Source organism: Novosphingobium sp. (assembly GCF_020852455.1).
In the GTDB taxonomy this organism is placed as follows: domain Bacteria; phylum Pseudomonadota; class Alphaproteobacteria; order Sphingomonadales; family Sphingomonadaceae; genus Novosphingobium.
Window position 1 is genome coordinate 108,221 of record NZ_JADZAT010000028.1, and the last position, 17,319, is coordinate 125,539.

General features: G+C 64.5%; 19 protein-coding genes and 1 tRNA gene. 12 read left to right on the forward strand and 8 right to left on the reverse strand.

Annotated features, from left to right (window positions below):
* Window positions 1-45 precede the first annotated feature (45 nt).
* The 5 genes from IT549_RS12435 (at window position 46) to IT549_RS12455 (ending at window position 4,152) form a co-directional block, all read left to right on the forward strand.
* Window positions 46-432 carry a biopolymer transporter ExbD gene (locus IT549_RS12435; protein WP_292973640.1) on the forward strand — a complete coding sequence of 129 codons (387 nt, stop codon included), beginning with the start codon at window positions 46-48 and terminating at the stop codon, window positions 430-432.
* Window positions 433-441: 9 nt separating this feature from the next.
* Complete coding sequence (locus IT549_RS12440; RefSeq protein WP_292973642.1) at window positions 442-1,257, forward strand: hypothetical protein; 816 nt, start codon at window positions 442-444, stop codon at window positions 1,255-1,257.
* Window positions 1,254-2,636 carry a Tol-Pal system beta propeller repeat protein TolB gene (gene tolB / locus IT549_RS12445; protein ID WP_292973644.1) on the forward strand — a complete coding sequence of 461 codons (1,383 nt, stop codon included), beginning with the start codon at window positions 1,254-1,256 and terminating at the stop codon, window positions 2,634-2,636. Before IT549_RS12440 ends, tolB begins: the two co-directional genes overlap by 4 nt.
* Window positions 2,637-2,685: 49 nt before the next feature.
* Window positions 2,686-3,204 (forward strand): peptidoglycan-associated lipoprotein Pal, encoded by a 519-nt coding sequence (pal, locus tag IT549_RS12450; RefSeq protein ID WP_292973646.1) that lies wholly within the window; start codon window positions 2,686-2,688, stop codon window positions 3,202-3,204.
* Between the two features lie 414 nt (window positions 3,205-3,618).
* Window positions 3,619-4,152, forward strand: a complete 534-nt coding sequence (locus IT549_RS12455) for a J domain-containing protein (protein ID WP_292973648.1) — start codon at window positions 3,619-3,621, stop codon at window positions 4,150-4,152.
* Here the strand turns inward: IT549_RS12455 and IT549_RS12460 are convergent, their stop codons facing one another.
* The 5 genes from IT549_RS12460 to pdeM form a co-directional block, all read right to left on the reverse strand.
* Window positions 4,153-4,635 (reverse strand): PaaI family thioesterase, encoded by a 483-nt coding sequence (locus IT549_RS12460; protein WP_292973650.1) that lies wholly within the window; start codon window positions 4,633-4,635, stop codon window positions 4,153-4,155.
* A 265-nt stretch (window positions 4,636-4,900) separates the two neighbouring features.
* Window positions 4,901-6,208: a cystathionine gamma-synthase family protein gene (locus tag IT549_RS12465; RefSeq protein ID WP_292973652.1), complete on the reverse strand. Its 1,308-nt coding sequence runs from the start codon at window positions 6,206-6,208 to the stop codon at window positions 4,901-4,903.
* Window positions 6,209-6,364: 156 nt separating this feature from the next.
* Window positions 6,365-7,768 (reverse strand): DASS family sodium-coupled anion symporter, encoded by a 1,404-nt coding sequence (locus IT549_RS12470; RefSeq protein ID WP_292973654.1) that lies wholly within the window; start codon window positions 7,766-7,768, stop codon window positions 6,365-6,367.
* Between the two features lie 37 nt (window positions 7,769-7,805).
* Window positions 7,806-8,327, reverse strand: a complete 522-nt coding sequence (gene infC, locus IT549_RS12475) for a translation initiation factor IF-3 (protein WP_292973656.1) — start codon at window positions 8,325-8,327, stop codon at window positions 7,806-7,808.
* 86 nt (window positions 8,328-8,413) lie between these two features.
* Window positions 8,414-9,085 (reverse strand): ligase-associated DNA damage response endonuclease PdeM, encoded by a 672-nt coding sequence (pdeM, locus tag IT549_RS12480; protein WP_292973658.1) that lies wholly within the window; start codon window positions 9,083-9,085, stop codon window positions 8,414-8,416.
* A gap of 44 nt (window positions 9,086-9,129) precedes the next feature.
* Here pdeM and hemF point away from each other — a divergent pair, with 44 nt between their 5' ends.
* The 5 genes from hemF (at window position 9,130) to IT549_RS12505 (ending at window position 13,216) form a co-directional block, all read left to right on the forward strand.
* Window positions 9,130-9,987 carry an oxygen-dependent coproporphyrinogen oxidase gene (hemF, locus tag IT549_RS12485; protein ID WP_292973660.1) on the forward strand — a complete coding sequence of 286 codons (858 nt, stop codon included), beginning with the start codon at window positions 9,130-9,132 and terminating at the stop codon, window positions 9,985-9,987.
* Between the two features lie 31 nt (window positions 9,988-10,018).
* The gene (locus tag IT549_RS12490) at window positions 10,019-10,258 is read left to right on the forward strand and encodes a type II toxin-antitoxin system CcdA family antitoxin (protein WP_292973662.1); all 240 of its coding nucleotides are present in this window, start codon (window positions 10,019-10,021) and stop codon (window positions 10,256-10,258) included.
* Window positions 10,259-10,555, forward strand: coding sequence for a CcdB family protein (locus tag IT549_RS12495; protein WP_292973664.1), 297 nt, complete (start codon window positions 10,259-10,261; stop codon window positions 10,553-10,555). It begins immediately after the preceding gene.
* Window positions 10,556-10,603: 48 nt separating this feature from the next.
* A complete protein-coding gene (locus IT549_RS12500; RefSeq protein WP_292973666.1) occupies window positions 10,604-12,697 on the forward strand; it encodes a bifunctional (p)ppGpp synthetase/guanosine-3',5'-bis(diphosphate) 3'-pyrophosphohydrolase in 2,094 nt (697 codons plus the stop codon).
* 156 nt (window positions 12,698-12,853) lie between these two features.
* Window positions 12,854-13,216 (forward strand): VOC family protein, encoded by a 363-nt coding sequence (locus tag IT549_RS12505; protein ID WP_292973668.1) that lies wholly within the window; start codon window positions 12,854-12,856, stop codon window positions 13,214-13,216.
* A gap of 110 nt (window positions 13,217-13,326) precedes the next feature.
* On the opposite strand, the gene IT549_RS12510 is transcribed toward IT549_RS12505, so the two are convergent.
* The 3 genes from IT549_RS12510 to IT549_RS12520 form a co-directional block, all read right to left on the reverse strand.
* The gene (locus IT549_RS12510) at window positions 13,327-13,641 is read right to left on the reverse strand and encodes a DUF1905 domain-containing protein (protein WP_292973670.1); all 315 of its coding nucleotides are present in this window, start codon (window positions 13,639-13,641) and stop codon (window positions 13,327-13,329) included.
* Window positions 13,642-13,788: 147 nt separating this feature from the next.
* On the reverse strand, window positions 13,789-14,769 hold the full coding sequence (locus IT549_RS12515) for a peptidylprolyl isomerase (protein WP_292973672.1): 981 nt from the start codon (window positions 14,767-14,769) through the stop codon (window positions 13,789-13,791).
* 283 nt (window positions 14,770-15,052) lie between these two features.
* Entirely contained in the window at window positions 15,053-15,454 is a 402-nt protein-coding gene (locus IT549_RS12520) for a metallopeptidase family protein (RefSeq protein ID WP_292973674.1), read from the reverse strand.
* A 76-nt stretch (window positions 15,455-15,530) separates the two neighbouring features.
* On the opposite strand from IT549_RS12520, the gene IT549_RS12525 reads away from it, so the two are divergent.
* Both IT549_RS12525 and IT549_RS12530 read left to right on the forward strand, forming a co-directional pair.
* Window positions 15,531-15,621, forward strand: a tRNA-Ser gene (locus tag IT549_RS12525).
* 156 nt (window positions 15,622-15,777) lie between these two features.
* Window positions 15,778-16,926, forward strand: a complete 1,149-nt coding sequence (locus tag IT549_RS12530) for an integrase arm-type DNA-binding domain-containing protein (protein WP_292973676.1) — start codon at window positions 15,778-15,780, stop codon at window positions 16,924-16,926.
* The last annotated feature ends 393 nt before the right edge of the window (window positions 16,927-17,319 follow it).

A 17,319-nucleotide genomic window follows, 5' to 3' on the forward strand; every position in this document is an offset into this window, starting at 1 on the left:
GGAATGTCCGCCCCCCGCCGCAAAGGCCGCCGCGGGCGCGCGCCGATGGCGGAGATTAACGTCACCCCGCTGGTTGACGTGATGCTGGTGCTGCTGATCATCTTCATGGTCACCGCGCCGCTGCTCAACGCCGGGGTGCCGATCGACCTGCCCGACAGCAACGCCAAGCCGCTGGACCAGACCCCGAAGCAAACCAACCTGTCGATCACGCCCGATGGCGTGATCTATCTTGATCAGGTGGTGGTCGATCCCGGCACCCTGCCCGACCGGCTTGCCGCGCTCGATTGCGGCAGCGAGGCGAAGCGGCAGATCGACCTGCGCGCCGACAAGGGCCTGGAATACGGCACGGTCATGGCGGTGATGGGTGAGCTGAACCGGGCCGGCTGCAACGCGATCTCGCTGGTCACCAACAGTTCAGTTTCCGCGCCCTAGCCCCTAGCCATGGCCCGCAGCAGCACCCTGAACCGCGATGAGCGCCTGGCCCTGGCCCTGGCCGTGCTGGGGCATGGTGCGCTGCTGGCCGTGCTGGTCTGGCAGCGCCCGCCTGCGCCGCTGCCCCCGCCCGAACGGATGATGGTGACGATCAGCGACGAGGTCGGGCTGACCTCCGCCGCGCCCGAACCCATGGCCCAGCCTGCGCCCGATACCGGCCCGGTAGTGGGTAAGGAACCGCCGCCGCCTGCGCCCGAGCCGGTGCCGGTTGCCAAGCCGGTCCCCGCGCCGCCGCGCCCGGCCCCGGCCCCCGTGGCCAAGGCTCCGGCCAAGCCCGCGCCGCCGGTCAAACCGGTGTCCACCCCCAAGGCCGCGCCCGCACCGCCCAAGACCCCGCCCAAGACCGTCACCAGGCCCGGCAGCTCAGCCTTCGACGATGCCTTCAACAAGGGTATCCCCGGCGCCAAGAGTCCGGGCAAGGCCCAGACTCCGCCGGCCCAGATCACCGGTGCGGTGCGGAGCTCGCTGGCCTCCGAAGTGGCCCGCCAGCTCAAGCGCAAATGGCAGGGGCCCAATGGCCTCGATGTCGAAAAGCTCGCGACGACGGTCGAATGGAGCCTCAATCCCGATGGCACGCTGGCCGGGCAGCCGCGCGTGGTGTCGCAGACCGGGATCACCGACGATAACCGTCCGCAGGTCAAGCGCCACCAGGAGCAGGCGGTCAAAGCCGTGCGGCTCGCCGCCCCCTTCACCACCCTTCCGCCGCAGTACTATTCCGCCTGGAAGACGCTGCGCTTCACTTTCGACTGGAAGATCAACCAATGAAGCTGACCCGGATCCTGGCCTGCCTGTCGCTGGCCGCCCTGCCCGCCGCCCTGCTGGCCCAGGCCGCGCCGCAGCCCGAAGCCTCGGCCAGCCCGGCAGCGGGCGGCGAGGAAGTGCTGACCGGCACCGTCAGCGGCGAAGGCGAATGGCAAAACCAGTCGATCGCGATCCCGGCCTTTGCCACCAATGCCGATGTGCCGACCCAGACCAGCGCGGGGACCACTGCGGCGCTGGGCTTTTCGCTGGCCTCGGTGATCTACAGCGATCTGCGCAACAACGGGCTGTTCAAGCCGACCGGCCCGGCCAGCCTGCCGCGCCCGGCGCTGGGCCAGGTCCAGGCGCCCGACTATGCCCCGTGGCAGTCGCGCGGCACCGACATGCTGCTGCAGGGTTATGTCCGGGGCGAGGCGGACGGCAATGTCACGGTCGGCTGCTATCTCTACGATGTCGGGCTGGGCCAGCCGCTGGCCAAGGCCGGCTGGACCGTGCCGCCGGGCGAATGGCGCCGCGCCGCGCACAAGTGCGCCGACATGGCCTATTCGCGGCTTTCGGGCGAAAACCCGTTCTTCGACAGCCGGATCGCCTATGTGGCCGAAACCGGGCCCAAGAACCGGCGGATGAAGCGGCTGGCGGTGATGGATTCGGATGGGGCCAACCACCGCTATCTGACCACCGGGCAGACCACCGCGCTGACCCCGCGCTATTCGCCCGATTACAAGAAGATCCTCTACCTCAGCTATTACAACGGCAGCCCGCGGATCTACGTCTATGATCTGGAACGCGATCGCCAGGATCTGCTGCTGCAGTCGAAGAACCCGCTGTTCGCGCCGCGCTGGTCGCCCGATGGCAAATGGGTGCTCTATTCGATGGCGATTGCCGGCAACACCGACGTTTACAAGATGCCCGCCGCCGGCGGCAACGCGGTCAAGCTGACCGACAGCCCGGGGATCGATATCGGCGGCAGCTTTTCGCCCGATGGCAGCCGGATCGTGTTCGAAAGCGATCGCAGCGGCAGCCAGCAGGTCTATGTGATGAACGCCGATGGATCGGGGCAGAAGCGGATCAGCTTTTTCGGCGGGCGCAGCGCCACCCCGGAATGGAGCCCGCGCGGCGATCAGATCGCCTTCACCCACATCGCCGGCAACTTCCGCATCGCGATCATGGATCCGGGCGGCGGCGGGCTGCGTTACCTGACCGACAGCTGGCAGGACGAGGCCCCCACCTGGGCGCCCAATGGCCGCGTGATCCAGTTCTTCCGCACCGCGCGCGGCAGCGGCAAGACCGGGGTATGGCAAGTCGATCTGACCGGCAAGAACGAGCGCAAGCTCGATACCCCCGTTGATGGCAGCGATCCCGCCTGGGGACCGCTTCGTCCCTGATCCCGATTGACTCTTGGGGGCAAACAGGAAAGCCTGAATTCCAAAGGAGATGCCCATGAATACCCGCAGCACGCTTGCCCTGGCCCTGGTCGCCGGCAGTCTCGCGCTCTCGGCCTGTTCGAAGAAGGCCCCGGCCAGCCTGCCGCCCGATCCGGGTGGCGCGGTTTCGACCGATACCTCGGGCCAGAACCAGGGTCCGGTCCCGGGCAGCCAGGCCGATTTCGCCGCGCAGATGATGGGCCAGGACACGATCCTGTTCGATACGGACCGCTACAACATCGACAGCGCCGACCAGCAGGCGCTGGCCGCGCAGTCGGTCTGGCTGGCCAAGTACCCGGCCAAGCGGATCACGATCGAAGGGCACTGCGACGAACGCGGGACGCGCGAATACAACCTTGCGCTGGGCGAACGCCGCGCCAATGCAGCCAAGAACTATCTGGTCAGCCTGGGGATCGACGCCGGGCGGATCACCACGGTCAGCCATGGCAAGGAAAGGCCGCTGGCGCTGGGTTCGGACGAGGACAGCTGGGCCAAGAACCGCCGCGCGGTGACGGTGACTATTGATTAGGTGCGGTCAGACTTCCGTCTGACCTTGCAACACCGGCCCGCTCCCCCGGCCCGACCACCCGCAACTAGGGTAGCCTATGGGTGGTCGGGCCGGGGGAGCGGGCCGGTGTTGCAAGCTGATCGCGGAGGCGATCAGTGCACTTTGCAAAAAGGTCTTACCCGCCGATCAGCGGCTGGGTGCCAAGTGCGCCGCCCAGCTGCGAGAGCAGCGCGAAGCCGGTCATCAGCAGCAGCGAGAGCGCGGCGGAGAGTTTCAGTTGGTTGCTCATGGGTCTGATATCCTGGGGAGGTTCTCATCCGATATAGGGCGGTCGGCGAATATTGCAATGCAACATTGCAAATGAAAACTTAAAATCATGTTGCCTTTCGGGTTTGGCTTGCACCGGAGGCGCGCTTGGGCCTATCGCTGGGGTCTATGAGCCGCGCGCGCAGATCCGATAATTGGGGCTTCCCCCGCTGGGGCGGTTACGGCAGCAGCCGCGATGCTGTGCAAGTGCGCCTGTGCGACCGGCACGGCTGCACCGAGGCCGGCACCTGCCCTGCCCCCAAAAGCCCGAACAGCCCGGAACGCTGGATGTTCTGCCAGCAGCACGCCGCCGAATACAACCAGGGCTGGGACTATTTTGCCGGGCTGGACGCCGAGGAAGCCGCCGCGCGCGAGGCGGAAGAGCGCCAGACCCACGAGGGTTACAAGGAAAGCGCGCACTACGGCTGGGCCGGATCGGGCGATGGCAGCCGCAGCCGCGACGAATTGCGCGCGCTCGACGTGCTGGGGCTGACCCCGGATGCCGATTTCGACGAGATCAGGAAGGCCTGGCGCAGCAAGGCCAAGGAAGTCCACCCCGATGTCCGCCCCGGCGACGAGGATGCGGCCAAGGCTTTCCAGGCGCTGCAACTGGCCTATGAAGTGCTGCGCCAGGCCGAGGAACGGCGCGAGTGGAAGGGCTGATCAGGCCCTGGCTTTCAACTTCTTGATCGTCGCCGAAAAGCTCAGCACCGGGCGGCCATCGTCATCGATCAGCCCGCGCACGAAGATGATCGAGAAACCGGCACGGACAATTTCACCGCGCCCGGTCAGCAGGCGGCCCGGTTCGGCCGCGCCGATGAATTCGCTGTTCATGGTCAGCGTCACCCCGTGCAGGCTCGGATCGACGCCCAGCGCGGTCATGAACAGCACATAGTCGGCAAAGGTCATCAGGGCCCCGCCGTGGATGTTGCCGCCGCCGTTGCGGTTCTTGGCATCGGGCAGGAAACCGCAGAGCAGGCCCTGGCCTTCGGGCTTGCAATAGAACGGCCCCGAATGCTCCTCGAAATCGTCAACCGGCTCCCAGTGCTGCCACCCGGCCCAGAAGCCTTCGGTGATCGTTACCAGGCGTGAATTGCCGGATGCGGCCTCGTCGCTCTGCAGCTTGTCATGCGGTTCGTGGGTCATGCGGCGGCCCAAGCACAATGCCCGGGTCGGGGCAAGTCGGATTGGCCCACGCGGAGACGCGGAGGCGCGGAGAAGGGGAGTGCGCTCGCAAAGACGCGAAGGAGTGGAGATTGCGGCGCAGCCGCCTTTCTTCCTCAACGCTCGTGCCGGGCGAAGCGCATCGAATCGAAAGGAAGCATTCGGCTAGCGCACCCTCTTTGCGCCTTTGCGCCTTTGCGAGAGCCCCCCGCTCACCTCCGCGCCTCCGCGCCTCCGCGTGAGACTATCAAACTGCCGCCAAAGCCTGTTCGAAATCGGCAATCAGGTCATCAGCGTCCTCGATCCCGATGCTGACGCGCACCAGGTTATCGGTGATCCCCAGCTGCGCCTTGCGTTCATCGGGCACCGACAGGTGGGTCATCGCCGCGGGCAGGCTGGCCAGCGTTTCGGTGCCGCCCAGGCTGACCGCCAGCTTGGCGATCTTGAGGTGATCGAGGAACCGGAACGCCTCAGGCTCGCCGCCCTTGATATAGAGCGAGAAGGTGCTGCCTGCGCCGCTGCAGTGGCGATCGAAGATGTCCTGCTGGCGCGGATCGTCGATCATGCCCAGATAGCCCAGCTTTTCGACCTTGGGGTGGGCGGCCAGCCAGGCGCAGACCTTGGCGGCGTTCTCACCCGCGCGGGTCATGCGCAGCTCAACCGTTTCAAGGCTGCGCATCAGCATCCAGGCGGTGTTGGGATCGGCGATCCCGCCCATCACGTTGCGCAGCATCCGAACCGGGGTCATCCACTTTGTCGCGCCCGAAACCGATCCTGCGACCAGATCGGAATGACCGCCGACGTATTTGGTCAGCGAATAGACCACGATGTCCGCGCCGTGGTCGATCGGGCGGCTCCACAGCGGGCCCAGGAAGGTGTTGTCGATGGCGATCGGAACAGTCTGAGGGTCATTGGCGGAACCAAAGGCGGCGTCGCGCGCATCGCGCACGGCTTCGACATCGACCAGCGCGTTGGTGGGATTGGCCGGGCTTTCCAGATAGACCATCGCCACCTTACCGCCCTGCGCCGCGGCCTTGGCCTTGGCCTGTTCCATCACCACGTCCAGTTCGGCGCGGGTCGCCCCGGCGGGGAAATCGACATAGCTTACGCCGAACCGGCTGAGCGTCTTGGCGACGAAGCCTTCGCTGGCAGCATAGAGCGGACCGGAATGGACGATCACATCGCCAGCCGAGGCAAAGGTCATGAACAATACGCAGATCGCGGTCATCCCGCTGGAAAAGCACAGTGCCTCTTCCGCGCCGTCCCACACCGCCAGGCGGCCTTCCAGAATCTGCTGGTTAGGGCCGTTGAAGCGCGAATAAACCAGGCCATCGGTGCCGCCCGGGACCTTGCCGGTGATCCCTTCGAAGAAGCGCTTGCCATCTGCCGCGCTGGGGAAGGCGAAAGTGCTGGTCAGGAAGATCGGCGCCTTGAGGCTGCCTTCGGACAGCATCGGATCGTACCCGTGGCCCATCATCAGCGTGGCGGGCGAAAGTTCGCGGTTGCCGATCCGGGTGATCGAGGCTTTGGGTTTGCGCGCGGGGGTATCTGCCATGGCCGGCGTCCTTCCTGTCAAATCGCTCCTAGGAAGGCAGGAGCCGGGCGGATCCCCGGGCGCTGGCGCGTCTAACCTCCGCAGGCGCGCATCTCCGCATGGGACCGGATCACAGCGCAATAACGGCGCGCGAAACCGATTTCAACTGCAACCGGTTCAGCCGAGCCAGGCGATTGCCCAGACGACGCCGACCATCAGCGGAATTCCCGCGACGTCGAGCAGGAACCCGGCCTTGAGCACCCGGGGCAGCGCGATATGCCCGGTGGCCCAGGCCAGGGCATTGGGCCCGGTTCCGGCGGGCAGCATGAAGCCCCAGCTGGCCGCCAGCGCGGCGGGCAAGGCCAGCAGGATCGGATCTGCCCCCAGGGCCACCACCAGTGCGCCGACCACCGGCATGATCCCGCTGGCAGCGGCGATGTTGCTGGCAAATTCGGTTACCAGTACCACGAAGCCGACCAGCACCAGCGCCACCACCGGCAGCGGCACGGCCTTCAGCGGCAGCAGCATTTCGCCCAGCCAGCCGGCCAGTCCGCTTTCGGTCATGCCCATGGCCAGCGCCAGCCCGCCGCCGAACATCAGGATCACCCCCCAGGGCGCGCGGTTGGCTTCCTCCCATTTGAGCAGCGGGCGGCCGGTGCCATCGGGGATGAAGAACAGGGTCAGGCCGGCCAGTGCGGCGACGGTTCCATCATCCAGTCCGCCAGGCGGGAAGAAAGGCTTCAGCACGGGCATCGAGACCCAGGCCAGCACGGTCAGCGCAAAGATCGGGGCCAGGCGCCGTTCGGGCCGGGTCCAGGCCGGCGGCAGATGGATTGCGGCCCGCGCGGCGGCCGGATCGAAGCCGCAGTGGCCGATATCCTGCACCCGGGCGATAATCAGCGCGGCCAAGGGCACCGACAGCGCCACCAGCGGAAGGCCGTACATCGACCATTCGAGGAAGCTGATCTCCACCCCCAGGCTTTTCTGCAGCAGGGCGACGGCAATGGCATTGGTTGGCGTGCCAACGATCGTGCCATAGCCGCCCAGCGTGGCGGCAAAGGCCACGCCCATTGGCAAGGCTCCGGCCATGCCCAGCGTCTCGCCCTCACGCACGCCGCCCGAAGCGAGCATCGCCAGCGCCATCGGCATCATGATCAGCGCAGTCGAGGTGTTGGAAATGAACATGCTGATCAGCGCCGTGGCGCACATCACCGCCAGCAGCAGCCGCAGCGGCGAATGGCCAGCCCGTGCCAGGATCGCCAGCGCCAGCCGCCGGTGCAGACCGGTCCGCTCGATCGCCAGCGCCAGGAAGGCCCCGCCCAGGAAGAGGAACATGACCGGCGAATAATAGGTCGCGGCGGTCTTGTTGGCATCGGCCACCCCGATCAGCGGCAGGACGATGAACGGCAGCAGCGCGGTTGCCGACAGCGGCATCGCCTCGCTCATCCACCAGGCCGCCATCCACCAGACCAGCCCGGCGGTAGGCCAGGCCAGCGCGGGCATGCTGGCCGGCGCGGCCAGCACCAAGGTGACCAGGAAGCCAAGCGGCCCGATCCAGAAAGCGATACGCTGGGCAGTCATGTTTCCTCCCCTTCCCCGATGCGGGGAGGAATTCAGCCTATTTCGGCGAAAGCACCATCAGCATCTGACGGCCTTCCATGCGCGGATAGGCTTCGATCTTGGCGATCTCGGCAGTGTCTTCCTGCACCCGCTTGAGCAGATTCATGCCCAGTTGCTGGTGCGAAAGCTCACGCCCGCGAAAGCGCAGGGTGACCTTCACCTTGTCGCCTTCGCCGATGAATTTGTGGATCGCGCGCATCTTCACGTCATAGTCGTGATCGTCGATGTTCGGACGCATCTTGATCTCCTTGATCTCCTGCGTCTTCTGGGTCTTGCGCGCGGCATTGGCCTTTTTCTGGGCCTCATAGCGGAACTTGCCGACATCGAGGAACTTGCACACCGGCGGATCGGCGTTGGGCGAAACTTCCACAAGATCGAGGCCGACATCGGCGGCCTGTTCGATCGCCTCGCGGGTGTACATCACGCCGATATTCTCGCCGTTCTCGTCAATGACGCGAACCTTGTCGGACGTGATCATCTGATTGTAGCGAGGCCCGCTCTTCACGGGGGGCTGCAACATGCGCCGGGGTGGGGGTGCTATTGGAAAGTCTCCTGCAGTGAATCTGTCGCGCGTCCTTAAAGGGATTCTGCGGTTTGGGGAAGAGCTTAGGCAGCGGCTCTCCAAAGTGGATATTGCACCAGCCGCCCCTGCACCCCCAGCAGCGCATCGACCGCGCGGGCGGGCTGCATCGCGGCGATGATCGCCGGATCGGCCGCGTCCATTCCGCCGGTCAGCGCACCGAAGGCGGGGAGGATCAGCTTGCGCTCGCTCGCCACCGCGCAGGGCCGGGCGATCAAGCGGCCGCGCGCCGCAATGCGCAGGCGCGGATGATAGTGCCCCGACAGCTCGGGCCGCACCTCGCCCGCCAAGGCCTCGTGCCGCAGCACCAGACCCGAAACGTCCAGTTCCGCAACCGCCGTGCCGCAGGGTACCGCGCCGCGATCGTGATTGCCCGCCACCCAGACCCAGTCGGTCGCGCGGGTCAGCGCCTCCAGCATGCCCAGCGCGTGCGGCTCAAGCCGTTCGGCACCTTCGGCATCGTGGAAATTGTCGCCCAGGCAGAACACCCGCCGCGCGCCCGTCAGCCGGATCGCATCGGCCACCCGCGCCAGTGTCTCGCGGCTGTCATAGGGCGGCAGCATCTGCCCGAAGCGGGCGAAGAAGCGGGCCTTTTCCAGATGCAGGTCGGCCACCAGCAGCGCCTGTTCGCGCGGCCAGTAGAGCGCAGCGGCGCCCGCCAGCGCCATGTCCTCACCTGCGAACGAAAAGGGAACCATTGGTTTCCCTTGCCGGAACCGCTTTGCCTTGGCAAGGGCACATCATGACCGACTGGACCCCCATGACCGCCCGCGCCAAGACCTGGTTCGAAAGCCTGCGCGACCGGATCTGCGCCGAATTCGAAAAGATCGAGGCCGAGGCCGGCAGCCCGGCCCGCTTCGACTACCTCAGCTGGAACCGCGAGGAAGAGGGCAATGCCAACCCCGGCGGCGGCACCCGGGGGCTGATGAAGGGCCAGGTGTTCGAGAAAGTCGGCGTCAACGTCTCGACCGTTCACGGCAGGTTCGCGCCCGGGTTCGCTGCCAGCATCAACGGCGCTTCGGAGGAAGACCCCGGCTTCACCGCCACCGGGATCAGCCTGGTCGCGCACATGGCCAACCCGCATGTGCCCGCCGTGCACATGAACACCCGGTTCCTCACCACCACCAAGGCCTGGTTCGGCGGCGGCGGCGATCTCAACCCGCCGATCCCTTATGCCGAGGACACCGAGGAGTTTCACGCCGCGTTCAAGGCCGCCTGCGACGCGCACGACGCGGACTATTATCCGCGCTTCAAGGCCTGGGCAGACGACTATTTCTTCATCCCGCACCGCGGCGTCCACCGCGGGGTGGGCGGGATCTTCTATGATCACCTCGAATGCACGGACGACGCCGCTTTCGAAGGCAATTTCGCCTTCACCCGCGATGTCGGCGAGGCATTCCTGGCGGTTTTCCCGCGGCTGGTCCGCCGCCGGATGGGCCTGCCCTTTACCCCGGACGAGAAGGACCAGCAGCTGGAATGGCGCGGCCGCTATGCCGAATTCAACCTGGTCTATGATCGCGGCACGTTGTTCGGGCTCAAGACCGGCGGCAATATCGACGCAATCCTGATGAGCCTGCCGCCCGAGGCCAAGTGGAGTTGACGGACATTCTGAATGCGCATAAAATATGCGCATGAATTCCCCCATCAAAACCCCGCGCCGCTCGACCAACATCTCGCTCGCCACGGAACTTGTAGATCAAGCCAAGGCGCTTGACATCAACCTCTCGCGTGCTTGCGAAGCAGGGCTTGAATCCGCACTGAAGGAAGAGCGCAAGCGGCGCTGGCTGGAGGAAAACACACCGGCGATCGAAGCCTGGAACACCTGGATGGAAGAAAACGAACTTCCGCTCGCCAAGTATCGCATGTTCTAGATGGCTCGTTACTCTGTCTACCGGCTGCGCACGGGCGAACTGGCGATCGATTGCCAAGCCGACATCCTTGAGCACCTTGGCTCGAGATTTGTTGTGCCCCTGGTCAATCCCAAGAACATTCCCGATCCAATCAAACGACTGCACCCCTTGTTTGAGATCAATGGCCAAGGGTGGATCATGGCCACCCACATGGCGACAGCAATCAAGCGCAAGGAAATCGAAGCGACAGTGTGCTCACTGCGCGATGAGGATCGCCTGATCGACAACGCGCTTGATTTCCTGATTACCGGGGTCTGACGCAAAACCCCTTGCCCTTGCACATCAATTCCCCCCACACTGCCTGCAATGCTGCGACAATACGAACTGGTTGAACGGGTTCTTGCCTACGATCCCGAGGCCGACGAGGCCATGCTCAACCGTGCCTATGTCTATACCGTCCAGAAACATGGCAGCCAGAAACGCGCCAGTGGCGATCCCTATTTCAGCCACCCGGTCGAAGTCGCCGGGCTGATGACCGAGCTCAAGCTCGATCAGGAAACGATCATCACCGCGCTGCTCCACGATACCGTGGAAGATACCCTGGCCACCACCGATGAAATCGAAAAGCTGTTCGGCCCCGATGTCGCCCGGCTGGTCGATGGCGTGACCAAGCTGTCGAAGATCGAGGCGATGGGCGAGAACGAGCGCGCCGCCGAAAACCTGCGCAAATTCTTCCTGGCGATGAGCGAGGACATCCGTGTCCTGCTGGTCAAGCTGGCCGACCGTTTGCACAACATGCGCACGCTGCATTTCATCCGCAGCGAGGAAAAGCGCCGCCGGATCGCCCGCGAAACGATGGATATCTATGCCCCGCTGGCCGAACGCGTGGGCATGTACGAATACATGCGCGAGATGCAGCTGCTCGCCTTCGAACAGCTCGAACCCGAAGCCTATGCGATCATCACCGGACGGCTTGCCCAGATCCGCAGCAGCGAGGGCGGGCAGGTCGATGCGATTGCGCTGGCGATCAAGCAGGCGCTGGCCGAAGCGGGCCTGAAGGTTGAGGTTTCGGGGCGCGAAAAGCATCCCTATTCGATCTGGAAGAAGATGGCCGAACGCCACGTCAGCTTCGAACAGATCACCGATATCATGGCCTTCCGGGTGCTGACCGATACGGTGGAGGACAGCTACAAGGCGCTGGGGGTGCTGCACACCACCTGGCAGATGATCCCGGGCCGCTTCAAGGATTACATCTCCACCCCCAAGTCGAACGGCTATCGCAGCCTGCACACCGCGCTGATCTATGAAAATTCGATGCGGATGGAAGTGCAGGTGCGCACGCATGAAATGCACCGCACCAACGAATTCGGGCTGGCCGCGCACTGGGCCTACAAGCAGGGCGGGGTCCGGCCCGACGGGCAGGTCGGCTGGCTGCGCGACCTGATCGAAATCGTCGATGCCAGCCACGATGCCGAGGAACTGCTCGAACATACCAAGCTGGCGATTTATCAGGACCGGATCTTCGCCTTCACCCCCAAGGGCCAGCTGCTGCAACTGCCCAAGGGTTCGACCCCGGTCGATTTCGCCTATGCGCTGCATTCGGACCTCGGCAGCTTTGCGGTGGGTGCCAAGATCAACGGGCGGCACATGCCGCTGCGCACCGCGCTCAACAATGGCGACGTGGTTGAGGTGATCAAGAGCCGCAGCGCCAGCCCGCAGCTGGCCTGGCTGGGTTTTGTCGTCACCGGCAAGGCCCGCGCCGCAATCCGCCGCGCAGTCCGCGCCAAGGAACGCGCCGAAGTGGCCACGATCGGGCGCAAGCTTTACGAACAGATCGTCGAACGCCTGCCCAGCAAGATCGGCAAGAAGGCGGTCAAGGATGCGGCCAAGCGGCTGGGTCTGGCTTCGGAAGAAGAGCTGATGATCGCGATCGGCACCGCCAAGCTGGAAGACCGCGCGGTGATGGAAGCGCTGGTGCCGGGCAGCACCAAGCACATGGCCGAACCAGAAAACTGGCCCAAGCAGGACCGTGCGATCTCGATCCGCGGACTGACCGCGGGCATGGCCTTCCACCTTGGCGAATGCTGCCACCCGGTGCCGGGTGACCGGATCGTCGGGATCCGCCAGCCCGACGTGGGGGTGGAAGTCCACGCGATCGACTGCATGAAGCTCGCCAGCGGGGTCGATGCCGACTGGCTCGACCTGTCATGGGGCGAACGCACCACCGGCGCGGTCGGGCGGGTGCGCGTGGTACTCTACAACCGCCCGGGTACTCTGGCCGAAGCCGCCGGGATCTTCGCCGGCAACCGTGCCAACATCGCCGCGCTGGAAAACACCGGGCGCGACGAACTGTTCTCGACCTACGAGGTCGATCTGGAGGTCAACGATCTGGCCCACCTGACCCGCATCGTCAGCGCCCTGCGCGCCAGCGATGCCGTGGCCGAGGCCGAGCGGATCTGATGGGAGTCCCGATCAGCAGCCCCAACTGCCTCCCCACTCCCGTTCGTCCTGAGCCTGTCGAAGGACCGTCCTTTGCTGCAAGTGGAGCCGCCGCCAAGAAGGAAGAACGGCCCTTCGACAAGCTCAGGGCGAACGGTTCAAGTTGGGGTAAGTGATATGTCTCGCATAGTCGGGATCGACCATGTCCAGCTGGCCATGCCGCCCGGCGGCGAAGACCAGGCCAGGCACTTCTATTCCGGCCTGCTCGGCCTGCCCGAAGTCCCCAAGCCGCCGCTGCTGGCCGCGCGCGGCGGGTGCTGGTTCGAAGGCCCGGCAGTAAGACTGCACCTGGGGGTCGAGCCGGATTTCCGCCCGGCAAAGAAGGCGCACCCGGCACTGCTGGTGGATGATCTCGATGGTTTGGCAGCCGAGCTTGCTGCTGCCGGCGCAACGGTGGTTCCTGACACCGACCTTCCCGGCGTCAAACGCTGCCATGTGGCGGACCCCTTCGGCAACCGGATCGAGCTGATCCAGGCCTGATGCCTCCCCTGAACGGGAAGCGGGACCACCGAAGGTGGTGGAGGGGTCCGCGCGGGTGATCCTGTTGCTGCGCGGTAGCGATTGTTTTGGGTTCACGCAGAAGCCGGACCTCAAACCTCCAGCACCACCTCGACCACATCCCCCTCGCCCAGCCCTTCGGCCTTGCGCACGGCGGCCTTGACCGGCAGCAGCCAGCCCAGCTCCTTGCTGGGAAAGACCGAGGTCTTGAACGTACTGTCGCCGATCCGGGCCGTGACCTTGAGCGAGCCGAACCCGCCGATGCTCCGCTCCAGCCGCCGCATCAACGCGGTGCCCGAAAGCGCCTCGCCAGCCGCGCCGTCGATCGTCACGAAATGCCAGGCGCCGGTGCCGGTCGAACTGGTCCAGCGCCACAGCGGGCCGGTGTGGGTGATGTGTTCGGTCATTGGTTGTTCACCCAAAGCACCGAAGAGATAGCGCGTGCGGCGCAGCCGCTTTCCATCCGTGATGCTGCGATTGCCCCGGCATTGACTTGGGACAAGGGCCTACGGCCAAGCATAACATCTTTGGTACTTCGGGTGAACCAATCCTCATCATTGCGTCCGCCGCACCGGCACCGGAATGTTGCACACATCCGCCCCGCCGGCCGGGCGGATGAAGAAGGCATCGCGGCGGTTGGCGCGGGCGTCGGCGTATTTGGCGAAGCTGGCGCTTTCGGTGGAGAGATACTCGTAGGCCGGCAGGTCTTTCACCTCATTGCCCAGCCGGATCGACTGGATCGCCGTGCGCTCGTCGCCCTGCGCCGGATCATAGAACCCCAGCGCCGCATGCCCGCGCGGCAGCGAAGACAGGTACTCGATCCCCTCGATCACCCGGCCGACCAGCGCGATGTTGCGGTCAAGGTGGCGCGGGGCATGGCCGATCACCACGTAGAGTTCCGCGCCGGTGCCGGTGTTGGGGGAAAGGTCGCGGCCAACGCCGACCATGCCGTAGCAGTGGACAGGCCAAAGCGAATAATCTGCAGCACCAAGTGGCCAACCTAAACCAAACAGATTGTTGCCGTAGGGATCCTTGCGAAATCGCTCGGTTGCTGGCTTCGTTCTCGCCGTCGGGGTTTTAGTCTTGATGGGAGTGAGTCTCTCGACATAGTCGCTCTCCGGCATCACCGCCAAACCCTCGGGCAGCTTCTTCGCCTTGACCTTGTCCTCGGCATCGGGATCGCCCCACTGCACGACGTAATTGTCCTGCACCCGGTTCACTGCGGTCCCGTCCCAGAACTTCGCTGCCGCCAGCTTGCGGATATTGCCGATCCAGCCTTGCGAGAACGGCGCGGGCATCAGCTGAATCACCACCCGGCGGGGCTTGCCCTTGGCATCGGGGGCCAGGTCCATCACCAGCAGATCGGAAGCGGCAATAGCCGTCCAGTCCGCCTTGGGTGCGGCCGCGACGATCTCGCCAGGCGCGAGCGGGCTCGGCTGGGACTTGCCCGCAGCGATGGCGGCCGACGCCTGCGGCTGGGCGGGCGTGGCGGCGGCGAGGGCGATGATTGCGAGGGGGAGGAGCTGATTGCGCATTCCCGCACCCTGCCACCACCCGCGCGGCAGGGAAAGGGCGGCGCGGCGCTTTCCTACATCACGGCAATCTGCGATGCCTGCCGCAGCTCGCTCATTCTCATTGTCGGTTCCGCCCAGCAAGGCCTTGGGAAAGGTCGCATCGCGGTGTGACCTTCCAATCCAAAGGTCACACCCTGCCTTGCGGCCCGGGGCCGGAAACACCTAATTCATCTCAGTAAATCAATATCTTGATCTGATCGCGCGGTCAAAAGTCACGGTTTCAATTTCTTGCGTTCGTGTCCAGTCAGCCCGCAGCCTCCAGCGCCGCGATATCGGCATCGCTGAGGCCGAAATGGTGCCCGACCTCGTGGATCAACACATGCGCGACCAGGTGCTCCAGTGTCTCGTCCCCGCGCGCGACCCATTCGTCGAGGATCGGGGAACGGAACAGCCTAATCCGGTCGGGCATGGCACCCGATGGCGCCGAATGCTTCTCGCCCACCGGCCAGCCTTCGTAGAGCCCGGTCAGCTCGAACGCGTCATCGATCCCCAGCGCAGCCAGCGTTTCCGCGTCGGCAAAATCCTCCACCACCAGCCGCACCTCGGCCAGGTGCGCAGCGAACGGCTGCGGCAGCCGCGCCAGTGCGGCGCGCGCCAGTGCTTCGATCTCGTCAAGCGAGGGGGCCAGGCCGATCTGCCGCAACATCGCCCCATGCTGCCAGAGCGCACACGCTTGCGAAAGCGCCAAGTCACCGCTAGGGCGCGCCTTCCAGTGCAAATGCGGAGCGGTGGCCGAGTGGTCGAAGGCGCTCGCCTGGAAAGTGAGTATACGTCAAAAGCGTATCGAGGGTTCGAATCCCTCCCGCTCCGCCACCAACCCCTATTTTTACCTTTCAAAAATGCCCATAAAACGGCTATATTCCTTGTGTTTACGGCGCTGGCTCCGTCCGCTGCCGTCCATGCTCATCCACCTTAGCCCACCACGGTTGGTGGGCTAAGTGGTGGGCAAAATCGGAATGGAGACGTGCGATGGGACAGTTGAGCGCAACCAAGATCAAAACCCTCACCGAGCCCGGTCGCTACATTGATGGCGACGGTTTGATGATGGAAGTCGCACCCGGTGGCTCACGAAGCTGGAAGCTGCGGGTCCGTGTCGATGGCAAACGCCGCGACTTCGGTCTGGGTTCGTTGTCTATCGTGACGCTGACCGAGGCTCGAGAGAAGGCCCGTGAATATCGCCGCCTGATCGCCCAGGGCATCGATCCGGTCGCGGAAAAGAAGAAGGAGAAGATCGTCATCCCGACCTTTCGGGTCGCCGCCGAACAGGTCCATGCCGAACACAAGGCCAGCTGGAAAAACGGCAAGCATCAGGTCCAGTGGATCACTACGCTCGAAACCTACGCTTATCCCTTCATCGGCGACCGCCTGGTCAACGACATCGAAGGCCCGCAAATACGCAAGGCGCTGCTGCCGATCTGGCTGAGCAAGCCTGAAACGGCCCGCCGCGTACGCCAGCGGATCGGCGCGGTGCTTGACTGGGCCTACGTCAACGGCATGCGCGACAGCGAAGCTCCGATGCGCTCGCTATCCAAAGGCCTGCCCCGCCAGCCCAAGGAAGACGGCCACTTCGCCGCCATGCCTTACACCGACATTCCCGCCTTCATCGCCAAACTGCGTGAACGCTCATCGGTCGGGCGCGTCGCCATGGAAGTCCTGATCCTCACCGCCGCCCGTTCCGGCGAAATTCGCGGCGCTACCTGGAGCGAGTTCGATCTGGACAAAGCGATGTGGTCGATCCCCGCCACCCGCATGAAAATGGGCCGCCCCCACTTCGTGCCCCTCGCGTCGCAAGTCCTCGATGCCCTCGAACGCGCAAAGGCCTTCAGCGCGCCATGCACCGACCTGGTCTTCCCCGGAATGAAGCTGAAGACACCAATGTCCGACATGACCCTCCTCAAGATCCTCCGCGACATGGAAGCCGGCGTAACCGTCCACGGCTTCCGCTCAGCCTTTAGGGATTGGGTTGCGGATATGACAGACTATCCAGGAGAGGTGGCCGAGTCGGCGCTTGCGCATGCCAATTCCAACAAGGTCGAAGCGGCTTATCGGCGAACTGATTTTCTGGAGAAGCGGAAGGCGCTGATGTCTGATTGGGCGGCTTTCTGTAACGGCAAGTGACGCTGACAAAGTTGTCATTCTAGGGTTGAATCCCGTTTGCCCAAGACACGCCGTACATTCAGGTTTAGCCAAACGCCCATGACCGACTAATTCCTAGTATCTAGAAAGCGATGCCGTTTAGCGGAACGCTTGCCTCAAGTGGAAGAGAAAGGATTCGATTGGAACGCCGGGCGAATGTTCCAACGAATAGTTGACAAACATTACGGCAGCACGGCTCCCGCGCGTTAGAGATCTGGATTTGCTCGAGGCTCCTCTCTTGCGCTGTATGAATGCGCCCTCACAAAGCGCTTCGAAAATTGGCAAAGCTGATCATCCTCAACCGACCAACTTACAAACGATTGTAGTCCAGTTGGATCTGTGCCAGACAATCGCTGAGACGGAGCAAAATTGGGG